The organism is Sporosarcina sp. ANT_H38 (assembly GCF_008369195.1).
Taxonomy (GTDB): Bacteria; Bacillota; Bacilli; order Bacillales_A; family Planococcaceae; genus Sporosarcina.
Genome location: NZ_VOBC01000001.1, coordinates 316,151 through 339,621 on the forward strand (window position 1 = coordinate 316,151; position 23,471 = coordinate 339,621).

20 protein-coding genes and 1 other annotated feature are annotated in these 23,471 nt (G+C 38.7%); of the genes, 11 read left to right on the plus strand and 9 right to left on the minus strand.

All coding sequences use genetic code 11. From position 1 onward, the window contains the following. Nucleotides 1-116 precede the first annotated feature (116 nt). On the plus strand, nt 117-704 hold the full coding sequence (locus FQ087_RS01655) for a YitT family protein (protein ID WP_149578824.1): 588 nt from the start codon (nt 117-119) through the stop codon (nt 702-704). Between the two features lie 395 nt (nt 705-1,099). On the opposite strand, the gene FQ087_RS01660 is transcribed toward FQ087_RS01655, so the two are convergent. Continuing rightward, a complete protein-coding gene (locus FQ087_RS01660) occupies nt 1,100-2,023 on the minus strand; it encodes a DsbA family protein (RefSeq protein ID WP_149580710.1) in 924 nt (307 codons plus the stop codon). A gap of 247 nt (nt 2,024-2,270) precedes the next feature. After that, nucleotides 2,271-2,840, minus strand: coding sequence for a nitroreductase family protein (locus FQ087_RS01665; RefSeq protein ID WP_149578825.1), 570 nt, complete (start codon nt 2,838-2,840; stop codon nt 2,271-2,273). Nucleotides 2,841-3,003: 163 nt separating this feature from the next. Here FQ087_RS01665 and FQ087_RS01670 point away from each other — a divergent pair, with 163 nt between their 5' ends. From FQ087_RS01670 to FQ087_RS01690, 5 genes are all read left to right on the plus strand, one after another. Beyond that, nucleotides 3,004-4,224 carry an MFS transporter gene (locus FQ087_RS01670; RefSeq protein WP_149578826.1) on the plus strand — a complete coding sequence of 407 codons (1,221 nt, stop codon included), beginning with the start codon at nt 3,004-3,006 and terminating at the stop codon, nt 4,222-4,224. 9 nt (nt 4,225-4,233) lie between these two features. Beyond that, on the plus strand, nt 4,234-4,704 hold the full coding sequence (locus FQ087_RS01675) for a DinB family protein (protein ID WP_149578827.1): 471 nt from the start codon (nt 4,234-4,236) through the stop codon (nt 4,702-4,704). A 97-nt stretch (nt 4,705-4,801) separates the two neighbouring features. Then, entirely contained in the window at nt 4,802-5,977 is a 1,176-nt protein-coding gene (locus FQ087_RS01680; RefSeq protein WP_149578828.1) for an MFS transporter, read from the plus strand. A gap of 119 nt (nt 5,978-6,096) precedes the next feature. Then, complete coding sequence (locus tag FQ087_RS01685) at nt 6,097-6,507, plus strand: MarR family winged helix-turn-helix transcriptional regulator (protein ID WP_149578829.1); 411 nt, start codon at nt 6,097-6,099, stop codon at nt 6,505-6,507. Nucleotides 6,508-6,511: 4 nt separating this feature from the next. Beyond that, a complete protein-coding gene (locus tag FQ087_RS01690; RefSeq protein ID WP_370456056.1) occupies nt 6,512-7,690 on the plus strand; it encodes an MFS transporter in 1,179 nt (392 codons plus the stop codon). 357 nt (nt 7,691-8,047) lie between these two features. Here FQ087_RS01690 and lepB read toward each other — a convergent pair whose 3' ends face one another. Next, nucleotides 8,048-8,701 (minus strand): signal peptidase I, encoded by a 654-nt coding sequence (gene lepB, locus FQ087_RS01695; RefSeq protein ID WP_149578831.1) that lies wholly within the window; start codon nt 8,699-8,701, stop codon nt 8,048-8,050. A gap of 499 nt (nt 8,702-9,200) precedes the next feature. Here lepB and FQ087_RS01700 point away from each other — a divergent pair, with 499 nt between their 5' ends. Continuing rightward, a complete protein-coding gene (locus FQ087_RS01700) occupies nt 9,201-9,563 on the plus strand; it encodes a hypothetical protein (RefSeq protein WP_149578832.1) in 363 nt (120 codons plus the stop codon). Between the two features lie 84 nt (nt 9,564-9,647). On the opposite strand, the gene FQ087_RS01705 is transcribed toward FQ087_RS01700, so the two are convergent. Further along, nucleotides 9,648-10,259: a DUF3298 and DUF4163 domain-containing protein gene (locus FQ087_RS01705; protein ID WP_149578833.1), complete on the minus strand. Its 612-nt coding sequence runs from the start codon at nt 10,257-10,259 to the stop codon at nt 9,648-9,650. Nucleotides 10,260-10,673: 414 nt separating this feature from the next. Here FQ087_RS01705 and FQ087_RS01710 point away from each other — a divergent pair, with 414 nt between their 5' ends. Next, the gene (locus tag FQ087_RS01710) at nt 10,674-11,108 is read left to right on the plus strand and encodes a YkvA family protein (protein WP_149578834.1); all 435 of its coding nucleotides are present in this window, start codon (nt 10,674-10,676) and stop codon (nt 11,106-11,108) included. 914 nt (nt 11,109-12,022) lie between these two features. Here FQ087_RS01710 and FQ087_RS01715 read toward each other — a convergent pair. The 5 genes from FQ087_RS01715 to FQ087_RS01735 all read right to left on the minus strand — a co-directional run bounded on the left by FQ087_RS01715 (nt 12,023) and on the right by FQ087_RS01735 (nt 19,766). Then, nucleotides 12,023-12,853 carry an energy-coupling factor transporter transmembrane component T family protein gene (locus tag FQ087_RS01715; protein ID WP_149578835.1) on the minus strand — a complete coding sequence of 277 codons (831 nt, stop codon included), beginning with the start codon at nt 12,851-12,853 and terminating at the stop codon, nt 12,023-12,025. Further along, nucleotides 12,843-14,561, minus strand: coding sequence for an ABC transporter ATP-binding protein (locus FQ087_RS01720; RefSeq protein WP_149578836.1), 1,719 nt, complete (start codon nt 14,559-14,561; stop codon nt 12,843-12,845). The genes FQ087_RS01715 and FQ087_RS01720 overlap by 11 nt, the downstream gene beginning before the upstream one ends. Before the next feature lie 16 nt (nt 14,562-14,577). Then, nucleotides 14,578-15,135, minus strand: coding sequence for an ECF-type riboflavin transporter substrate-binding protein (locus tag FQ087_RS01725; protein ID WP_149578837.1), 558 nt, complete (start codon nt 15,133-15,135; stop codon nt 14,578-14,580). Between the two features lie 39 nt (nt 15,136-15,174). Next, nucleotides 15,175-16,035, minus strand: a complete 861-nt coding sequence (locus tag FQ087_RS01730) for an SAM hydrolase/SAM-dependent halogenase family protein (protein ID WP_149578838.1) — start codon at nt 16,033-16,035, stop codon at nt 15,175-15,177. 78 nt (nt 16,036-16,113) lie between these two features. Next, nucleotides 16,114-16,390 (minus strand) — a binding site (T-box leader). A gap of 250 nt (nt 16,391-16,640) precedes the next feature. Beyond that, nucleotides 16,641-19,766, minus strand: coding sequence for an efflux RND transporter permease subunit (locus FQ087_RS01735; RefSeq protein WP_149578839.1), 3,126 nt, complete (start codon nt 19,764-19,766; stop codon nt 16,641-16,643). A 163-nt stretch (nt 19,767-19,929) separates the two neighbouring features. On the opposite strand from FQ087_RS01735, the gene FQ087_RS01740 reads away from it, so the two are divergent. From FQ087_RS01740 to FQ087_RS01750, 3 genes are all read left to right on the plus strand, one after another. Further along, on the plus strand, nt 19,930-20,775 hold the full coding sequence (locus tag FQ087_RS01740; protein WP_188006608.1) for a TetR/AcrR family transcriptional regulator: 846 nt from the start codon (nt 19,930-19,932) through the stop codon (nt 20,773-20,775). A gap of 72 nt (nt 20,776-20,847) precedes the next feature. Continuing rightward, on the plus strand, nt 20,848-21,222 hold the full coding sequence (locus tag FQ087_RS01745) for a nucleotide excision repair endonuclease (RefSeq protein WP_149578841.1): 375 nt from the start codon (nt 20,848-20,850) through the stop codon (nt 21,220-21,222). A 250-nt stretch (nt 21,223-21,472) separates the two neighbouring features. After that, nucleotides 21,473-22,735: a hypothetical protein gene (locus FQ087_RS01750; RefSeq protein WP_149578842.1), complete on the plus strand. Its 1,263-nt coding sequence runs from the start codon at nt 21,473-21,475 to the stop codon at nt 22,733-22,735. Nucleotides 22,736-23,471 lie beyond the last annotated feature (736 nt).

The following is a 23,471-nucleotide window of genomic DNA, read 5'->3' on the forward strand; positions in this document are numbered from 1 at the left end:
TTTAAAGGAATTAATTCCTCTTTTAGTTTATTTTGAAAATGATTGTAGTGAATGAGTGAAGAAATGCCGGAGACAAACATATACATCAATAAAGTAATTGAAATAGGTGGGGTCATGTGTACATATTGCAAAAGGCGTTGACGATATTTATTGGAAGCATATTAGTCGCAATTGGCGTGAATGGATTTCTTGTTCCATTCGAGTTGTTGGATGGTGGTGCGATTGGTATTAGTCTAATCATCCATTATGCGATGGGTGTCAAAGTGGGGTTTACATTTCTTATTGTAGGCATTCCAATTTTTATGCTAGCTTGGAAGTATTACCGTTCATTCTTTTATAACGGAATCCACGGCATGTTACTTTCATCACTAATCATTGATTTGTTATATCCATTGAACGTGGTTGGAAAGGACTTGGTAGAAAATCCCCTGATAAGCGCAATATGTGGCGGGATGTTTATTGGTGTAGGAGTGGGCATCATGCTTCGTCAAGACATTAGTATTGGGGGGACAGATTTACTTGCACAAATGATCGCAAGGAAACTGGCCATTAATCCGGGGGTTATGATTTTTTGCGTGGATATACTGATTGTTACAATGGGTAGCTTATTGATTCCTTCTATTGATTTACTATTGTCGTATACGACGGTGTTAACGGTCGGGATTACAACGAGTCTGATTGTCTTGAAATCTGCAAAAGCATAGAAAAGGGCAATGAAAATGCGTATTCACCATTTTGATATTGTTTCCATTTTTAGCTTCGATAGGCTTAACGTTAGCCAACTTGAAAGAGTCAACAGCTATTATTTATGAATCTGAAGAGATTGAAACGAGCTGGCATACAGATTTTTCGAATTATTCATAGTGACTAAAGAGGGACCAAGTGTACATCTCACTTGGTCTTGTTTCTAGCAGCGCTGTTTTTGTGAATTGCTCTTTTCGTTTGTCTCTCACAAGAAAAGTTGCATTCTATCCTTGCTCTAGTAACCTACATGTGAAATAGACACCAATAGCTCCTTCATTTCAACTCCTATTATCGTTATAAAAGCAATAAAAGATGGCATGCTGGACTGGGGTGTCCTGCTTGCCATCTTCTAGCATTATCCGATGATCGTAATATACCGTTCACCAAGAACTTCTTTCATTTCGTAATTTGTATTGGCCATTTGTTCACTTACGAATACTTCAACGTCTTTTTGTTCAATCGCATAAAATTCTTCGATTTCACGTGAGAATAACAATTTTTCTTTTTGGATAAGAGACTGTAAATTTTGCTGCTTTTTCGGTTGTAGATTCTCCCCAGGAAGCATTTGCTGAAGAGCCGCCATGTATTGTTCAAGTGCACGTGCACCGACAATCTTGACGCCCTTTTTCTCTTCATTCAACATAACGATTGTCGGGAATCCACGGACACCTAGTTGACGAACGAGTTGAAAGTCTTCTTGCAATGAAGTGTCAGCTTCCGGAAGTTTTGATTGTTTGACGATGTCATCTCCATTAAGACCAACTTTATTGACAAGATCGATTAATAAGTCATCGTGCGCAATGTTTCTATTGAAGGCGAAAAGGGCTTCACGCGCGCGGCGTAAAAATGTGTTTGCAAGTTCTGGATTTTGCTTATGAATCACTTTGAATACACGAGAAGGGGTAAAGGAAGATTCAATTGGATTATCATGCCAAAGACCCCCATCAATCGGCATGCGGGAATGATCACCAACTTCTCTCCAGTGCCCAGCGACGTCAGCAGGGCTAGTGATACCATTTGTAGTGTCCGCAAAGCCATCCCAGTTTTCCAATAATCCACCCATTACTGTATGCGCGTTGAAGTAATGGCCATATAGCGCCTCGAATCTACGGAGAACGGGTTCCAATGCCCAACAATGGGAACAAATCGGATCCGTGACATAATATAAGTCGACCTTCTTTTGAGGTGCAGAGAGATCGATGAATTGCATTACGGTATCGCCACCGCCACCGGGTCCACATATACCAGTTTCTAAATCGCACATCATATTATTTTTCATGTCCATTTTAATTCCCCATTTCTTTATGTTGTAGCTGCCAGTTCCAGCTCGATATTTTCTTTTGCTCACTTGTGGACAGGTTGGAGGGTATTGCTACCTGCTGTCCTTTTTAAGATAAGTGACACGAAATAGTGATGGATGGTCTTACTATCACTTATATTACGTGAAGCTATACTAAGTATATCAAGTGAAAAATTCAACTAACTAAAACATGCTCATCAAAGTGATTTTGATGAGCATGTTTTAGTTAGTTAATCCAAGTTGTGAACTCTTTATAATCGGTCCTTTTATACGGTTTCGGTTCAATCTCAGGATATCCTAGGTAGATAAATGCGACAATTTCACCTTTAGTAGATAGTCCGAAAAAATCACTTACTTTCGGATGGTAACATATTGCACCTGTTCGCCAGATTGCACCAAGACCAAGTGCATGAGCAGTTAATAGCATATTTTGAACACTGCTACTGACGGTGGCATATTCTTCTTTCATAATAACATTATCGTTTTCACTAGGTTCCACCCCAACCGCGATGACGACGGGTGCGCGCAGTGGATTCCGTTCGCTTCGTTCACTCTTCGTAATACTACTTTCCGAAAGAGGATCTTCCTGTTGAGAACTCGTTATCTCCCGAAGCACTTTCCCTAACTTCGTTCTGCCATCGCCCTGAAGTACAAAGAAACGCCAAGGTTCTGTCTTATGATGATTGGGTGCATAACTTCCTGCCTCAATAATTTTTTCAATAAGATCTGCAGGTACAGCCTGTTCGCTGACAAGCGGAATAGTTCTCCTTGTTTTAATCGCATCGTGTATATTCAAATAGGTCGCCTCTTTCTATTTATACTAAAATCTCTACTTAATAAGTATATCGGCATGAGTAGATAAAATCATTATTTCCGATTTATAAACATTTAAGTATTCAAAAATTGCTATATACTTAGTCTATTAAGTTATCGACGTCAGGGAAAGGTGCGAGAAAAAAATGACAACGCTAAAGGAATCAAAAACATTAGGAAATCCTGTTTATCCGATTATGTTTGCAATTGGTGCCTGCCACCTGCTAAACGATACGCTCCAATCTGTAATTCCCGCAATGTTCCCCGTACTTGTAAAAGAGAGAGGGTTCAGCTTTACCCAACTTGGATTCATTTTTTTTGCGTTAAATATGGTGGCATCTGTCTTACAACCGGTCATTGGATATTTAAGTGATCGAAAGCCAAAACCGTATGCGCTCCCATTCGGAATGGTGTTTTCGCTGGTTGGAATAGGGGGGCTTGCTTTTGCTCCTACCTACTGGTTACTTATCGTTTCCGTCATGTTACTTGGATTTGGTTCTGCTGTTTTTCACCCTGAAGGATCGCGAGTCTCTTTTATGGCTGCAGGATCGAAGCGTGGCCTTTCTCAATCCATCTACCAAGTGGGGGGGAACTCGGGGCAGGCACTTGCTCCGTTGATAGGCGCGTACATATTAGTTCCGTATGGTCAAAAATCGGCAGCGTTATTTTTGTTTGTCGCGGCACTTGGTATTTTTATTTTGATGAAAATTTCTGCCTGGTATAAAAAGCAGTTGGAACAAGAGCAGTTAAACAATCGCAAGAAAGTTCTTCTCTCTTCTATTGGTAACTTAACGAAAAAGAAAATAGGGATAGCACTTGGTCTACTTCTCGTCATCATCTTTGCCCGTTCATTTTACGTTACCAATATTACAAGTTTTTTCATCTTTCACTTGATGGATAAATACCAAGTATCAGATAAAGAGGGATTACTCTATATATTCCTATTTCTTGCACTTGGGGCAGTGGGCACATTTTTTGGAGGACCGATGGCAGACAAAATTGGAAGGAAAAACGTCATTGTACTTTCGATCGCAGTGCCGATACCGTTATGCCTGCTGCTTCCATATGCGCCATTATGGGCTGTGGCATTGTTACTGATATTAATTGGTTTCTTCATTATGTTGAGCTTTTCGGTGACGGTTGTTTATGCGCAAGAACTTGTCCCAAGTAAAATTGGTACGATGGCAGGGCTGACTGTCGGTCTGTCATTTGGTATGGGGGCAATTGGCTCAGTTGTCATTGGAAGAATGATGGACATTATTGGGGTTTACCCGGCGATGATTATTGTTTCGTTCCTCCCTATTATTGGACTTGTAGGGTTGGCGCTACCGCGCGATCAAAAAATAACAGCGGAAACAGCAGCTTAAGGAGGAAAAATGAATAGTTATTGTAGATATGCATTGCATCAAATAAGGGTAGCGATCGATTCTCTTGTTGAACTTGTAGATTGCTTGGAAGAACGTGACTTACAACAAAGGTCAACAGCCAATAAGCGTTCAGTAGGTGAGTTATTGGAGCATATTGCAACAGTATGCAGAGCGGATTATTATATTGCTAATGGTGCAAACCGAGAGGAAATGGCAGCATTTTATTCAACGGTTTCATTGACTTCAAAAGCAGAAATTAAAGAGGCGTTAATGAGTAATTATGTTTTTTTACAAGGGAGATTTATGGAGTTTAACGATGTAGAGTTGCACATGGAAATGACTTCTTATTGGGGGGCAACCTACTCCCGGTATGAGTGGCTATTAGAAGTAATGACCCACCTATATCATCATAGAGGGCAATTGCATACAATACTTGTTCATTGTTATGGTATGGACTTGAAAGTTCAGTTATTCGAATAACTAGAGGGTGAAAATAGATAATTTCCTTCGTTGGCTTTTATGTTCAATCCATATTATAATATGAAGTCGGTTTAAATTTGAAAGTAGGTTGTAAAAGTTGTCTAAAAATCAAAAAAAGAAAATGCTAATATTAATGATTAATATGTTTATTGCAGTTGGAAGTTTCGGAATTATTATTCCAATTTTACCGACCTATCTTTTGTCAATTGGACAAGGTGGGACGGCAGCAGGCTTGATGATTTCCATATTTGCGGGAGCTCAGCTTATTATGTCGCCAATTGCAGGGAAATGGACAGATCGCTATGGACGTAGAATAATGATTATTTCAGGGCTTAGCGGTTTGGCTCTGTCAATGTTCGTTTTTTACTTTTCTGATTCGATTGGAATTTTATATTTTTCTCGTGTAATTGGTGGCGTTGGAGCAGCGCTTTTAATACCTGCGATTTTTGCATACGTTGCAGATATTACGACAATGGATCAGCGTGCAAAAGGAAACAGTTACATTTCCGCTGCAATGTCACTTGGGATTGTTATTGGGCCCGGAATTGGAGGATTCTTAGCTGATTTCGGTTTGAAAATGCCGCTACTCATTTCTGCTTTAGTAGGACTTGCAGCTGTTGCTTTCTCAGCATTCATGTTGGAGGAAAGCATGGATACGAAAATCGAAGTTTCCAATGAAAAGTCTGAGCCAATGGTAAAAGAAATTGCGCAGTCATTTAGCAAACCGTACTTTATCCCTTTAGTTATTACACTTGTCATGAGCTTCGGATTAATGGCTTATGAATCTGTTCTCGGTCTTTTCGTCGATAATGTGTTCGGAGCAACTCCGAAAGATATTGCTGTATTAGTGACGTCAACAGGTATCATCAGTGTAATCATTCAACTATTTGCGGTTGATTGGATTGTTCGCAAGTTTGGAGAGGCGGCCGTATTGAACATTTTCCTTGCGCTTGCAGCACTTGGATTTTTACTTTCCATTTTTGTACCAAGCTACATCATGTTTTTCGGTGTTACGATGATTATTTTCTTATCGACCTCTATATTGAGGCCTGTACTAACGACACTTATTTCGAAGTTAGCAGGGAACGAGCAAGGGTTTGCAATGGGTATGAATAATGCCTATATGAGCATTGGAAGTGTCCTTGGCCCGCTCCTAGCAGGCCGTCTGTTTGACGTGAATATTCTATATCCGTTCATACTTGGACTAATCGTTCTTGTCATTACAATTTTTGTCTCCATGAAATGGAAAGGTCCAGGGAACATTTCGATGTGATAAAACAGGCAATCCCAAGAAAAGGGGTTGCCTGTTTTATTGATTTCTATTGCTTTACAAGTTCCGGATGCCGAAGTATAATATAATGATTACCTAGGTAAATAAAAGGGGTTGAAGATATGAATCCATTATTCCATGAAGTTTTTCAAAAGACACGATTGTTAAGTAAAGAACTAAATCTAGTGCTTAAAGAATATGAACTGTTTGCATCACAATGGACAGTACTTTACTGTGTTCATCAGCATGAGGAAATGATATTAACGAATATATGGAGGTATTTGAATGTGGAAGCTCCGACGGTTACACGAACTGTGAGCCGATTAGAGGAATTAGGATGGCTGACGACATACGAAGGTAAGGACCGTAGGGAAAAGATAGTCCGTCTTTCAGAAGAAGCAGTAGCCAAATTTCCTGTGATTGAGGCTTCGATTATTCAGTTTGAAAATGAATTTTTAAAAGATTTGACGAGCGAAGAACAGGCAATACTTATGGGGTTGTTGAAAAAGTTGGACAAAGAAAGAAGTGAGTAATTTGGTGAAGAAAGAACCTATTTGGACAAGACCATTTATCAGTTTGTTTTTCACAAACATATCGGTATTTATCGTATTTTATGGTCTTGTAACTACTCTTCCTCTTTATGCAATTGGGGTGTTGAACCGAACGGATGAAGAAGCTGGTTTATTGATGACGGTATTCTTACTTTCAGCAATTGTTGTAAGACCGTTTACAGGGAAAATATTAGATATTGCAGGAAAGCGAAAAATGTTATGGATTAGTTTGGTCCTTTATTTAATATGTACAGTCCTCTATTATTTTATCCAGCCGTTTGCAGGACTTTTAGTGTTACGTTTTGTGCAGGGAATTTGGTTTAGCATAATTACGACGTCGACCATTTCAATAGCTGCAGATATTGTACCGATCAAACGAAGGGGAGCGGGTCTAGGCTATTTCTCAATGTCGACAAATTTAGCCGTTGTTCTCGGACCATTAATAGCGCTGTCCATCATTCAATCTTTTTCATTCGATGTATTGTTTATCGCGCTGAGCATTTTTATGATTATTGGTGTGTTAACATCGCTATCGGCACCAGCCGGGGCTGTTCCAGAAAAAAGTGATGTGAAAGGTAAATTGTCAATTGGCGACCTATTTGAAAAAGGGGCCATGCCAGTTGCACTCCTCGGAAGTTTGATTGCGTTTTCTTATGCGAGTGTTTTATCTTATCTATCCATTTATGCACAGGAAAAAGGACTCTTGGCATTGGCAAGTACTTTCTTTCTTGTGTTCGCGGTGGTTATGTTATTAACGCGCCCGTTTACTGGAAGGTTATTCGATGAAAAAGGACCACAATATGTAATAATACCTGGGTTTATATTTTTTGCTATCGGTCTTATCCTGTTAGCAAACATGGATTCTGCATTGTCCTTTTTAGTTGCAGGGGCTTTCGTTGGGTTTGGTTATGGAGCACTTGTCCCAAGTTTACAGACACTAGCAGTGCAATCGACAAAACATGAAAGAAGTGGCTATGCAACTGCTACATTCTTTACGTTTTTTGATTCAGGTCTTGCGATAGGATCGTTTGTACTTGGACTTATTGCCCTTCATTTTGGCTATCAGTATGTTTACTTGGCGTCAGGTGTTCTTGTACTGGTCGTATTTCTCCTTTATTTAGTAATTAGGAGAAGAAAGAAAGTCAAAGAACCCTTGAATGATTAGTCAGTAGACCGATTGAATAAAATATAGATCAGAACAATACGAAAAAGACCGCTAATTCGCATATGAATTAGCGGTCTTTAAAATGCCAATACATAAACATTCACAAACAAATGGCGCTTGCTTTAATAATTGAATGAACAGTTAAATTAAGAGGCGTACACTAATTATTATAAGATGCCATTTTCGTGTTAAAACCATTGCTAATTCAGTGGTTAATGAGAAGGGAAATGAAGATGGAAAAGATGAGATTTATTCAACCCGAAAACTAGAAAATGCAGAAGGTATAAACCGCTTTCGTTTTATCGAAAGCAACCTGTTAAAAAGGTATCTTGACTCAAGCAAAGATAATTTTATGATTTATTTTTTTACATAACCTAATACTTTACCTTCTACATTATCCATTGGTAAGACTCCAAAATCTTTACTATCGGTACTTCTCCACCAGTTATCACCCAAGACAAATACAGTGTTCGCTTCAACTTTTACAGGTTCCATAGTAGTTGCAAAATATTCTTTCCAAGATTCATCATCACTTCTATTAGCGGGGGTGGATTCTTTAAAAAATTCATCTTTATTTTTACCTCTATTCAACACTATAGAATAAAAAGTATCTAGTTTCCTACCATCGATAAATACTTGACCGTTTATAATTTCGACTGTTTCACCGTCTAGACCAACCACTCTTGCAATGTAATGCTCAGGCATATTAAAATCGGGATTACTATCTATCGTGAAGTCTGGGGATTTTAAATAGATTACATCACCTCGTTTTATATCCTTGTAATCGAGTTCCACAACTAAACGTGGATGAGCTAAAGTTTCATAATCGTGATTGCCTCTATCCATATTGTCATGAGACCATTCCAATAACAACGAGTTTTCAAGAGGTTCTACCAATTCGACTTCTGGTTTTGTTACATTGTCTGTAATCGTTTCTATTTTAGTTGAAGTCACCTCTGGTGAACACGCAGTTAGTATTACTGCCATCCCGATTAGTACATATTTTTTCAAACCAGCATCTCCTTTAATTCATTATACCCGAGATTCAAAAATCCTTTGCTTAAAAATATAATTTTCTGTCATTTGTAATTATAATAGGATAATCATTTTTGGGGATTATTGACATACGAATTGAAGTGCTATCCTAGGGGGAAATGTATATTCTTAAGTGTGCAAATAACGGTATCTGAAGCCTAAGACTGACAGCAAAGCAGCTCGGTTTAGGTCGAAAGGATTTTAAGCTTTTTGGGTATGAATCATTAGATATGTGGTAACTTTGCCACCTGCAAAACGGACTAATAGGAAGTAGAAGGAAGAGGAGGATTGTCGTGAAAAAGAAATTTTTCCTATCACTGTGTCTAGTCCCGCTTCTTATGCTTTTTTTGAAACCTGTTCCTGTGGCTGCTTGTTCATGTGCAATGCAGCCTTTTCACGTTCGTAAGCGGTTTTCAGCGGAGAAGTTATTAGAATAACGGACAATAGTGGGCTGTTGGGTGGAAGTGGGAAGACTGTGCTAGTTAATGTGAAAGAAACATGGAAGGGCATTAATAAAACGGAAGTTACCATAGCAACAGGTAGTAATGATGGAGATTGTGGCATACCGTTTGTTGTTGGCAAAGAATATTTGGTATTTGCTACTCTTTCTGATATGTACGGGGATAAATCGCTAACGAGTATAATTTGCGATCCAACTACAGAGCTTGGAAATGCTGCTGAAGGTATTTCTATTTTAGGTCAAGGACAAGTTCCAACACAAGATGTGAACTCTATCGATAATAGAAAAATGATCGTCTTGATTAGTGGAGGAGTCGTTTTCATCGCTGGATTGGTTGGGTTTTTTGGGTGGTATCAGAGTAAGAAGAATAAAAGATAATTGAAAAGCCTATTGTCGAAACCGACCCGAGTTTCGTTAATAGGCTTTAATTTATGGTCTAATAATGTCATTAACAAGTAATAGTCAAGTAAATGCCATCATTCGGTCAAGTGGACCGTCGGGATTAATAATATCAGCTAGATCTTTGATTGGAATTGGGAAGTATGGAAATCCCCATACATACGCTGTGATTTCATAAAGTTGGAAATAAATAACGAGAGAGGTGTCCGCAATATAGAAATCCTGGTCACTGCGGATTTCTGTGAATGGTTCAAGCAACTGGATATTCCAGTCTTTGATTCGCTGATTTATAATATCCGACAGCTTTTTCTCGTAATCGCTACCTTTTTTGAACAAATCCTTCAATTCATATTGTTTTCCGGTTTTTGTATCAAATGTTAATGATTTAATGGTGGTCATCCCATGTGCACCGCCTGTAAAAGAATAGACGATAAGATTCAAACTAAGGATACCACGTTGATTGTTCTTCAACTCGAAATAGGCTAGCAATTCCACGAGGTCTTTATCGTAAAAACTTCGTTCAACAAGTATTTTATTCAACGTCGTAATAATGGCATAATTAATTGTACTTTGCACATTGAGATTTGGTAATTGGGTAACAACAGGATAATACACTTTAACATCCTCTGAGGCATGGGGCAGTCTTTTCGTTACAATTGATACTGGTAAATCCATAGAAAACGTCCTTTCCTTCTTAATAGAGTAGTTCATCATATGTACAATTGAGTTGGGAAAGTCGGGATAATGGTGAATAGGAACAAAACAATACTCTTTCAAATTTGGAAATTGTAACGATACATATGACTTGTCAGTGTGATGAATAGCGTAGATATCGTAAGGGAAATATGTACTTTGAAATAGTGCGCCCACGAAATCTTAATAACGTTTCACTTTACGCATGCAGCCACAGAAATGTGGTAAGCGAATCAATTCGCGTAAATCAATGCCTCTCGAACTTGCTCTAGTACATTTACGTCTTGAATAGCTAACGCGTTCATCATGCCAAGGGGATTTAAGGACTATCGAATGACACATAGCGTCGTTCCATGTAGAATTAATGTAACGAACACTAATTGGGGAGGTTTCAATATGAAAAAAAAACAGAAAGACTATGAAAATAAATTGAAGAACTTTGATCCTGAGTCCAGTATGCAGGAAACAGAAAATCATTATTCAGATGAAAAGTTTTGGGGCAAAGTGATGAAATACGGGAAACAGGCAGGGAAGACAACAGTCTATTATAGTTTGCTTCTTTTCTACGTTGCTAAAAGCCCTGAAGTTCCAAAATCTTCAAAAATGATTATTGTAGGTGCACTCAGTTACCTCATCTTCCCAGTCGATCTCATTCCGGATTTCATTCCTGCTGTCGGATTGGTGGATGACGCCAGTGTTATTGCCGCTGCAGTATATAAAGTTATTTCATATATAGACGGTGATGTGAAAAATAAAGCGAAACAAAAACTCGCGAAGTTTTTTGATGTTGATACGGATTATGCAGATATTGATGAGAAATTGTCAAACTGAAGAAGTACTTCAATAAAAAGGTGAGTAGCTATTTTTACTAGCTCGCCTTTTTAAAAAGATAAGAACACGTCTGTTGATTAATCAAAAGTAACCAGTAAATAACTTGATCATCTACTGGCGCTGTGTGCGTAGGTGCATTTGGATTGAATGACTTCTATACGATTACCGAGATGTCTGGATATGTAGGGATGTGACTTTGTCGCATCCCTACATTTTTTTTTCGGTTATCGTATGGTGGTTCATCATCCGTCGCGCTCCAAATGCGTAATTACACGAAGTGCTAAAGCTCTTTGGGACGAAAGAATAGAGGGGCATCTACGAGGATAAAAGCCGCCAAAGATGGAATTTTGGCGGCTGAAACTTTATTTAGGGTTCTCTCATTTTTACTAGTAAAGAAGTGTCACTTTCTATAAGGTATAACATGAATATATGCATAATATTTGCAAAAATTAAGCAAGGAACACATTGTACAAAGTAATAGAGTGCCCGAAATTGCATCTTCGGGCACTTACAATTTCTATAGAAAGTTATCTATTCTTTTCTTCCAAACAACTGCGTTTTTCACTTGAACATTGTAGGAACGTGACAGGCAACTAGCCACACTAGGACCCCTCTGTAGAGGAATGAATTGCAATTCCTCCTTAAATCTGTCATGAATAGTTAGCCGACAGCGGTCCGAATATAGTCCAGTGAAAATGGAGGTTAACAAGCACTTCTCACCAGAATTTTATGCGATTAAATGGTTAATCAACAGAGGTGAGATAAGAAAGTGTGAATTTTTTTAATCAGGAACAGTGTCTAGATTCCAGGCGCCAGTCGCTCGGGTCATAAGCAATCCAACTAGGAAGGATTGAACTGCATCCTTCCCGGGCAAAGACCGCCTTCCGCTTTTCTTAATTGTCTATTGACGTTGATTAATGGAAAGGGTTATAGAACCGTCCTTGATTAATGAACATAAAGGCAATCATGAGGAGAAGAATAATAAGTGAAATTGCAATCGCGGTGATATCTCTTCTAGCAACCGGCTGAAAACTGTACCAGGTCCTTTTTTTATGTTTGCCAAATCCGCGCAATTCCATCACGTTACTAATGGTTTCAATTCTGTCTAGACTCGATAAGATGAGGGGTAATAATATCGAACTTGCATTTTTAATACGATTCCCGATTTTTTCTTTTCTGGACATATCGATACCTCTAGCTTGTTGTGAAAGTGCAATGGTCTTGAAATCTCTTTGGATATCAGGAATATAACGGAGTGCGATTGAAACGGAATACGATAATCGATAACTTACACCAATTCGGTTTAAGGAAGCCGCAAATTCACTCGGTTGTGTCGTAACAATGAACAAAAGAGCGGGAGGAATGACCGCTATATATTTTAGTGAAATATTAAATTGATAAAAAAGTTGTTCCAATGTGAGCGAGTAACGTCCAATTGAATCGGTAATTGGATGGGATGTCCCATAAATGACTGTTCCTTGGTAAGGCGCAAACAGAAATATCGCGATATTGTTTAGTATGAGAAAAAAAAGGATGAACCCAAGAATGAGCCTAATTTCTCTGATTTTCACTTTGGATATATTGAAAATAATGATACTCATTACGACAATAGCAAGAAGAACCCGTGTATCGTAAGTGAGCATGGCGGCACTAGACAATAACAGAAAACAAATTAGTTTTGCCGAACCTGTCAATCGGTGAATGACGGAGTCGCGTTCAATATAACTTAAAAGCTCACTGCTCATTGAAACGGACCTCCCGATCATACTGAATGAACTTTTGGATGAACTGTGCTTGATCTGCTATTTGTAGTACATTCGCTAATTTATAAAGGGAGGACTGTTTTAAATGTCCTTGGTCAATTAAATTGTGATCAGCAAGAATAAGAGCAGGAGAGCTGTCCGCAATAATTGTACCGTTAGACATGACAATTGCCCGTTTTGTATATTCCATCATGATGTGCATGTCATGTGTGATTAAAATAATGGTTACGCCACGCTTTTGTAACCTTTCCAGAAACATCATTAATTCGGTCGTATGTTTAAAGTCCTGACCAGCCGTTGGTTCATCCAACAGGATAACAGAAGGTTTTAACACAAGAATGGAAGCAATGGATAACCTTTTCTTCTGTCCGTAGCTGAGTGCAGAAATCGGCCAGTTTCTAAATGGATACAGACCACAAATTTTCAGTGTCTCCTCTACATGTTCTTTTACTTCAGATGCAGGCAAACGTTTCTGGAGTAAACCAAACGCTACTTCCTCATAAATAAGTTGCTTAGAGAACATATGATTAGGATTTTGTAATACAAAGCCAACACGTTCACCGCGTTCTTTAATCGAGTCTTTTGCAACGACAATATCATAGAATTCAATTGAACCAGCTGTAGGTTTTTCAAAACCGCATAACAGTTTTCCAAATGTAGATTTTCCTGTTCCATTTGCACCAACAATACTAATCATTTCTCCTTGATGGATTTCCAAGTTTATATTTTTTAGTATTGGATTGTTTTCTTGGTAATGAAAGGATATATTTTTTAATTGAAGCATTGGAGTGGAAGGTTCATCTGCTTGTTTTGTTATTTGTATATTCTCTAACCATTCCTGTATTTTTGGAGTGAAAGATTCCGCATCTAACTGACTGATGTTTCTTAACTCTGTTGTTTTGTCCAGTGTACAACCAGCGTATTTCAATGCTTTTATGTACAGCGGTTCACGTATTGAATGTTTAGTGAGCAGGGAGCTTGTTAATATTTCATTTGTTGTTGTGTTAGCTATGATTCTACCTTGATCCATCAATATAATACGATCAACCGATTGGGATAGGACATCTTCCAGGCGGTGTTCGACAATAATAACGGTTTTCTGTTCCTTTTTTTGAAGCTCGTCCATTAATGCGATTGCTGCCAAACCAGAGGCGGGGTCAAGGTTTGCTAACGGTTCGTCAAACAACACGATATCGATATCATTGACGAGGACGCCTGCTAATGCGACACGTTGTTTCTGACCGCCCGATAATTCATGGATACGAGCGTGTAAAAAAGGAGTCATGTCTACAATAGCAGCTGCATCTGCAACTCTTTTCTTCATTTCTTCGAGCGGAATATTGTTGTTTTCAAGGGCAAATGCAATATCTTCTCCAACGGTTATACCTATAAATTGGCCGTCTGTATCTTGTAATACCGTTCCGACAAGAAGTGAAATTGAAAAGATGTCAAGATCTTTTGTTTCCCTTCCATGTATTTGTAAACTTCCTGTTAGTTCGCCTTCATAGGCGAAAGGAGCAAGCCCGTTTAATAAGTGAACGAGCGTGCTTTTACCAGAACCTGAAGGGCCAACTATACATACTTTCTCGCCCTCATAAATTGTTAAATTGATATCTATTAGTGTAGCTTCAACTTGGCTATTATATTGAAAGTTGACATTTCGAAATTCGATTAGTGGTTTTTTTGTCATGTTCGTCATCCTTTTTTTAATCCTCGTAACTCAGGCTCCCTTTTTTAGTTCTCGTTTTGGCATAAGCAGCAAGCAAGAACGTTCCAAGTATACCAACCGTTATAATATTACTTATTCCTGCAATAATTCCTTGTGTGAATACTTTGTTTGCGGGTTCTGCATAAATAAGAATATCCAATATTGGTGCAATAATAAACCAACCAATAGCTTGAACTGATGATTGTGCAATGTTAAACGCAATTATTTTCTTTCGCCCAAACTCACCGTCTTGAATGCTGAACATTTTTCTAAACAACCCGATGCCTAAGCCTATAAATGCTGAGACAATGACCCAACTCCACCAAACGGAACCATATGAAATGGCATCTTTCAGTGCGTGACCGATTAAGCCGATAAAGAGGCCTGCAATGGGTCCGAAAATCGTTGAAATAAGTGCAAGTAATGCATAATTTGTTTCAATCGACGTATTTGGAATCCCAGTCGGTATGGAAGCGAAACGACCTAAAATAACAAACAAAGCCGTCCCGATCCCGATTGCAACAATTGTTTTTGTTGAAAAAATTGATTTTTTCATGCGCAAACACTCCTATCTCTTTTTTCTATTGAATAGTTTTCATTCATAAACAATTCGCGGTGCTTTGCGGATGGTGACTTCCCAATTCGTTCCCGTACCGATTCGATAGGCGTCTGCGAACGAACCTTGGTTGATGGCGATGCCGATATTGTCGAGTGAATTAACATAGACTAGTGGCTCGCCAATGTGTAAATCTGCAAATGATCGACCAAACGTCATAATATTGTTGTAAATAGTTCGACCATCCGTAGTAATTGAAACTTCGAACGAATCACCATGCTGTTTTGCGATTTCCTTGAATTGTTTCCGGCTAATATTCGTCCAAAGGTTACCGAAAGGTTTGTCGATAATGTCGACAGTTCCTGTTATTACTTCATCAACAATTTTTGATATTTTTAGAGGTAAAGCAATAATCTTTTCAGTGTCAAGTGTTGGCCCGACATCTTCGAATTGAATAACACCGGCAGCAAGTCGTGCACCTGTATAGGCAAAAATATCACGACCATGGAAGGTATGTGATTCGCCGGAGTTTGGAAGTCGGTTGACGGTCTCATCTATTTCCCGAACTTCACTGATGCCAATGAATTGCGATACATGTGTTAACGTGCCATTGTCCGGTGTAATAATATAGTGATTATTAACTGTTTTTGCGACAACGCCACGTCGATCCGAACCTACACCTGGATCGACAATAGATACGAAAACTGTTTCACTTGGCCAATAACCGATGGCTTGCAATAATCGATAAGACGCTTCCCAAATATTATATTGAGGAATTTGATGCGTAATTTCATAAATAGGAATTCCGAGTTGGACGGAGTTCGCCACACCATGCATAGCGCTAACCGCACCATCACTTTTTCCGAAATCTGATTGAAAAACTAATAAACCTGTTGTCATTACAAATCCACTCCTCATTTTTATAGTGTATGAAACTGAAAAACAAAAAATCCCGACCCATTCAATCATTTATCGATTGAAAAGGACGAGATTAATTCTCGTGTTACCACCTTTTTTCGCTGCTTATTCACATAAACAACCTTAGCAAGTACAAAATCTTATCTTGATAGATTTTAGACTGTGATATTGATAACGGGTACCAACTCCCGCTGCTAATCTACTGATGCAAACTTGTTGCATGTTCAACGCAGAGCTCAGAGGCCATTGTTCAAGTGGAGTCTTCCTGCTTCTTTTCAGCTACCGAAGCTTTCTGTAAGAAATCCATCTACTTTACTTTTCTCTTCAACGCTATTAGGTATTAAAGAGTAATTTACAGGACGATGAAAGAAAAGTCAATGTTTTTAGATTTTTATATTTTAAAAGATTAAGATAGTGAAAGGTAATAGGTTCTGTAACAATCATACGCCTACTTATAAGATCCGAATAAGAAATGCCCGCCACTCCTACGAACTAAATCGTAAATGTGACGGGCATTTTTAAAAAAAGAATAGATAGTATAAGTTTTTTTATCGGAGCAGTGACTAGACTCTAGCGCTTTTCTTATTTTATGCTACTTTTTTCTTTTTACGGAACTTCCCTAAAAACTCATAGACAATCGGAACGAAGATTAGCGTGAGTAATGTAGAGCTTGTTAATCCGCCGATAACCGTAACACCGAGTCCTTTGGAAATTAGTCCACTACCTTCCGCGCCGATAGCTAACGGAATTAGTGCACCGATTGTAGCGAGTGCGGTCATAAGGATAGGACGAAGTCTTGTAGAGCCAGCTTCCAAAATAGCATCCCTTGTTGTAAGTCCTTCATTTTCTTTATTAATAACACGGTCAATTAACACAATCGCATTCGTCACGACGATACCGATTAGCATTAGCAAACCAATCATTGCGGAAACGCTGATTGTTTCGCCAGCAATCCATAGACCAACCAAAGCTCCAATCACAGTGAATGGGAGAGAGAACAAGATTGCCAATGGTGCAAGTCCTCCGCCAAATGTGATGACCAAGATTAAGTAAACGATAGCAATCGCAGCAAGCATCGCGAGTCCGAGCTGTGTAAACGCTTCTGTGATGTCTTCTGTTACGCCAGCTGTACTAACGGTCACATTAGATGGTGTCTTGAGTTCGTCAACTTTTTTCTGAATCGCTGTTGACGTTTTCGCGACATCTTTTGTCGTTATTTCTGCTGAAACACTTGCGAATAATTTTCCATCTTTACGAGAAATCGTATCAGAAGTTGTTCCTTCTTGGATGTCTACCAATTCGGAAATGGCTATTTCCATACCAAGAGGTGATTGAACTTTTTCTTTTAATAGTTCTTCGATTGTTTTATGTTCTTTCTTTTCTTGGTTAATTAACACTTCAATTGTTTTATTGCCTTCTTCGATTTTAGTTAACACTTCCTGCTGATTATCCGGATAGAGGACCATTCCGACTTGTGCAGCAGTTAAACCGTACTGTGTTAATTTCTCTTGATTGGCAACGAGTGTATATTCTTTATATTTTCTTGTTAAGCTTGTTTTAACATTCTTTAAATCATTGTTGTTACTCATGATTTTTTCGATGTTTTCAACAACAGGTTCAATGTCTTTCAAGTCATTTCCGTAAACGTAATAACTCACTGCATTACTTGAACCGCTTGTTGAGAAGTCTTGTGATTTCCATTCACCTTTTGTAGATAGCTTTTGGAGTTCAAGAATTGTTTTTTCTTTTACTTTTGTAAAATCAGCCGTATCTTTATCGAACGTCACAAACATGAGTGCTCCATTTGAAGCACCAGGTGCCATCGGATTTTCGCCGCCCACAGAAGCTTGCACGACGTCAACATCTTTCAAATCCAATAAATATGCTTCTGCGGATTCTACATTGCTGTTGACAGTATCGAGCGTTTCTCCAGGTTCAGGCGTGTACGTGATATACATTGTTTTCTGTTCTTCGTCTGGTAGGAAACTCACACCAATAACGGGGGCAAGGAATAGGCTGCCGACAAGCAGTGCAATCGAACTGACAGATGTGATTAATTTATGATTTAACGTCCAGTTCAATACTTTTTTATAAAAATCGGCCATCTTACTTGGTTTTTCTGTATGGCTATTAGTCGTTGAGTAAAGCTGTTTTTTGAATAAAGAATGTGCGAGCATTGGCACGATTGTAATCGCAACAATAAGTGAAGCGAGCAATGCAAATACAATTGTCAAAGCGAATGGCATGAACAATTCGCCGATCATACCGCTAACTAAAGCGATTGGCAAGAAGACTGCAATTGTAACAAGTGTAGACGACATGATGGGTTTAAACATTTCTTTTGTCGCTTCACGTACAAGTTCCTTACCTTTTAACTTTTCTGTTGGAAGAGACATTCGTCTAAATATATTCTCAACAACTACAATGGAGTCATCGATAACACGTGCAATTGCAACGGTCATTGCACCAAGTGTCATCATATTCAATGTAATATCCAACTGCTTCAAGAATATGATTGCAATTAGCAGGGACATTGGAATTGACACAATGGATATAATTGTAGATTTAAAGTTTCGAAGGAACAGCATTATAATAAGGATGGCAAAGAGTGCACCGAATAATGCTTTACTAATCATCGTATTAACGGATTGTTGAATGGGTTCACCTTGGTCAAGCGTCGTAGATATATTGACGCCATCATTTTCTTTTTCGAACTCTGTCATCAGTTCGTTTACCTTATTGACAACAGTTACGGTATTGGCATTCTGCGATTTTACAACTTGAACAGCAATGGCTTCCTTACCGTTCGTTCTAGAAATGGATTCAGCTTTACCGACATGCTCAATTGTTGCAATTTCACCTAGCTTGATAGAAGGCAGTTGGAAACTACCCGAGTCAGCTCCAGCAGGTGGGGCAGTAGCTACTGGATTCATTTCCGCTGTTGGTGTTGCGGAAGCTTGAGCACCAGTTGGCATTACAGGAATCAACATGTTTTCTAAATCTTCAACTGTTGTAATGTTGCCGTCAATGACGACTGATTGTTCTTCTCCATTGAATTGGAATAAACCGAGTGGCATCGACATATCCGAGCCTTTTACAATTTGTTTCACTGTATTTTCATCTAAATTGTTTGCAGCTAACTTTTCTTTATCGAATGTCAGAATGACTTCTTCAATTTGTTGTCCGGAAACTGCAACACTCGAAACACCGTCAATGCCTTCCAGTTCAGGGACCAACAAATCTTGAACTTTTAATGTTAACTGTTCAAGGTCTGAGTTGTTGTCTGAAACACTAAGGGCAAGGATAGGAAATGCATTGATGCTAATTCTTCCGACGCTAGGATCCATTGCGGCTTCTGGAAGTGTGACGTTTTTTAGTGCAGCGTTAACATCATCTTCGGCTTGTTTCATATCTGTTCCGAATGAATATTCGATTTGCAGGGATGAAGCATTTTGGTACGATGTAGAGCTGACTGACTTAACTCCAGCTAGACTTTTTACTGCCTTTTCAAGCGGTTCTGATAGTTCATTGACCACTTGATCGGGTGTAGCGCCAGGGTAAATCGTCGTTACGCTGACGATAGGAATCGTAATATCGGGTATTGTTTCTAAATTCATTTTTGAACCGGAGTAAATACCGGCAGCTGTAATAATAAGTGTGATGAGCCATACAGCCAATTTATTCTTCATGACAAAGTTAATAATGGAATTCATATGTACCTCCAATAGGATTTTTACTTTGACCAACTAGTCATAATGGTTTATCATTGAAAATAAAGAGTCGGTCTAGGCTTTATAATAGTAACTGACCGGTCAGTCATGAGTCAAGTGTAACAAGTTTAATAGGTTACTTTTCTACTATGTGGGGGTTTTTGCTTTGTCGGATAAAAAAATATTGATCATCGAAAAGGCATCTGAACTTTTTGCGAAAAACGGATTTGATGCAACATCCGTACAAGAAATTACAGATGCATGTGGCATTTCGAAAGGTTCTTTTTATCTTTCATTTAAATCGAAGGAGAGCCTTCAATTTTCGATATTTGAGTACTTTAGTACGAAACTTATTGATCGGTTAGGCAACATTTATCAAATGGAGATTGGACCGAGGGAGAGATTCGAACAGTTTTTCGTGATTCAGTTTGAAGAAATTGCTCGTTATTCAGATTTTATTCTCATGCAAATGCGAGAACAAACAAGCCCAATCAATGAAGAAATGTTGGGGTTATTGAATGACATGCGGAGAAAAGCGTATGAAGCCCAGGAAAGCCTTCTACTGAATTTGTATGGAGAAGACATAAAAGAGCATATGACAGATCTTGTTGTTATTTTGGGTGGAATCGTTAAAGGCTATATTGAAATTATTGTTTTTAATAAAGACACTTTAGATTTTGTAGGGTTGGCGCATTATATTGTGGAACGGATTGATTCAATCGTCAACGGCCTATCTAAACCATTTCTAACAACAGAACTGTTAGCGGGGATTGGAATGTGCGAGGGCGCTCATTCGGTTACGGCTGAAGAGTTATTGAAAGAAATCAAGTTGGTAAAACGAGAGATAGCAGATGAAGATCTGTTAATCAGTTTGGATGTTATTGAGCAAGAACTTTCGGTTACGAACTGTCGAAAACCTGTTATTTCGGGGATGTTGTCTAATTTTAAAAACAATGAACGAACTGAACAATTGGTCAAGAAATTAAAGATGTTCTTGAATGGACTTAAATGACACCATTCTTCGCTTTTTGGGCTGTTTTATGGTAGAATTTAAGTTCATAACAGAAGAGGACGTGACGTTTAATTGATCACAATTACTATACCAAATCCGGATGTAACGATTGTACAACGAAAACAAGAAATGGGTGCGGATGTTGCGCCAATAAAACCTATTTACGGATTTATTGATTTACATGAAATCCCGCGTGATAAAGGCGGCATCATTTTGTTTTATAACAACAAAGATGAGCTGCTGTTTGCTGGCAAAGCACGTAAACTGCGCCAACGTGTCAAGAAGCATTTTGAAGACACTGTCTCTCCAATCAAGAATCATCGTAACGAAGTGTATGAAATCGCTGTTATCGTTATCGAAGATCCGATGGAACGCGAAATTTATGAAACGTATATCATTAATACACAACGTGCAAAGTATAACCTAGACAAAGTATTTTTTGAATGATGAACAAAAGCGTAAGCGCCTGATTTGCCTCGATAAGCGCTGAAGAGCTTGAAGGTAAAGGCGTTTTTTGCCTTTATCAGCAAGACTGAAGCGACTCGAGGGGCTAGGTGCTGGAGTCTAGACGTGAAATCTCCTTATTAGAACTAATTCAAAATATGAGATTTTATAATTTACTTAGCAAATACAAAGCTGACTGCCATGTGCAATCAGCTTTTCTTTTTGACTACATATATAGGAAAAGGGTGGGGACATGGACAAGAGACTACAAAAGATTGTTGACGAAGCGCAAGAAAAGTTTGGTTTGGAAGCGTACAGGCTGGAAAGACATTCAATTTTTAAAGAGCGAGATACTACGGGCGCTGCTTATTATACGTTTAATATGGAGTGGTTTCCTAAGCAATTACGTGAGCCAATCGAAGAAGATTATAATCCTGAGGGTACAGCGATTGTTGAATATGCTATTCAAAAGCAACAATTTAGTGGAGTGTCATTCGTACAACGAGAATCATTTTCTACAAAAACTCATTTCCCCAATAAAAACGTAGATGAAGTCGCCGCGTGGATTGAACAGGAAACGGGATTGCTATACAAACAGGATTTCAAACTAACCGCAGCGAATGCAAATGGATTTCAGTTTAAATCGGATGTCGAGGGTATCTATTTTTCTCCGAGCTGTATGATTGAAGTTAATTTTGATGATGCTGGCAAGCTGACATCCTATCATTCGTACGGAACGAAACCTTCACGGGATCTAGTGGAGCAATCGAAATTCACATTGACACTTGAAGAAATTGAATCAATCGTAAAAAAACAGCTTCAACTTGTAGAGTTTCCATCTGAAACGGAAAAACGACTTTTGGCTGTCTATGCAATGGAAGAAGTATATGTAACGGTAGACGGGACACGAATAATTCCCTTTATGGAACATGAGCGTTCAGAAGTAAAAGTAAATGAAGTAATTGAATGGGACAAGCCGTTGGAAGAACAGATTAATCGTGAAGAAATCACGGTTGTTGCTGAAGTGAGTGTAGAAGAAGCATTCGGCAACATCGACGCCGGGGAAAAACTGACGTTGTCGGCAGAACAAATTGAGCGTAGTAAAAATATTGTCCGCGATGTCTTGAGGGTTGAATATCCTATGGAATCAGGAAAGTGGAAGCTATTTAAACTTCAGCGCCAAGAGAATTTCATCGAAGCCCACTGCAAGATTAATGAAAAGAATACAACGCCTTTTAACCGAAAAGTAGTCGTATTTATAAACCCGGAAACAATGAAGGTACTAAATTACCTTGATAACGGTGCGATGTCCGAGATTTTTGATGCATTTTCTCCTGCTGAAAAGGCTGTTGTGACACATGAAGAGGCTTTCGATAAAATGATTCCTTACATTACACTCGATCCGGCTTATGTCTATGACGAGGTAGTAGGAAAGTATATTCTGTGTGGTTTGCTTGATGCAGCAGAAGCTGTAGATGCAGTAACTGGTGAAATTATTTTATTGGAAGATATATAATACCACGTCTGTGGATTAACTTTTATTCGTATACAATACCGTCGAGAAGGGTTTGATAACACCCATTTTCACTGGACTATTTTCGGACCGCATTCGGCTAACTATTCATGACAGGTTTAAGGAGGAATTGCAATTCATTCCTCCAAAGAGGGATCCAAGTGTTGGCTAGAAGTGACTCCGTCACTTCTAGCCAACACTTGTTTTAGTAATCCTGTTGTGAATTGTTACCTGTCGCGTTCCTACAATGTTCAAGTGAAAAATGCAGGTGTTTTGGAAGAAAAGAATAGATTATATTCTATGGAGAGTGTAAATGCCCGAAGATACAATTTCGGGCACTCTGGCACGTTGTACAATGCGTTCCTTGCTTACTTTTTGTGAAGATTATGCATCTTAGCTTGTGTTGCTTAATAGAAAGTGACACTTCTTTAAAATAAATAAGAAAAAACCATAGAGAAAAGCCAGCTATTCTTTTGTCCAAATAAGCTTCAGTATTCTCTGTACTTATGCATTTGGAGCGTGACGGATAAAGGACAACCATTCGATTACCGGAAAAGCGTGTAGGGATGCGGCTAAGTCGCATCCCTATACATCCAGACACCTCGCTAATCGTACTAGAAGTCATTCAATCCAAACCGATTCAAAAGCACAACTATACAAATATACGCCAGTAGTAATCAAGTTATTTACGGGATATTGTGATTAATCAACAGTCGTGATATAATACTTCACTAAATAT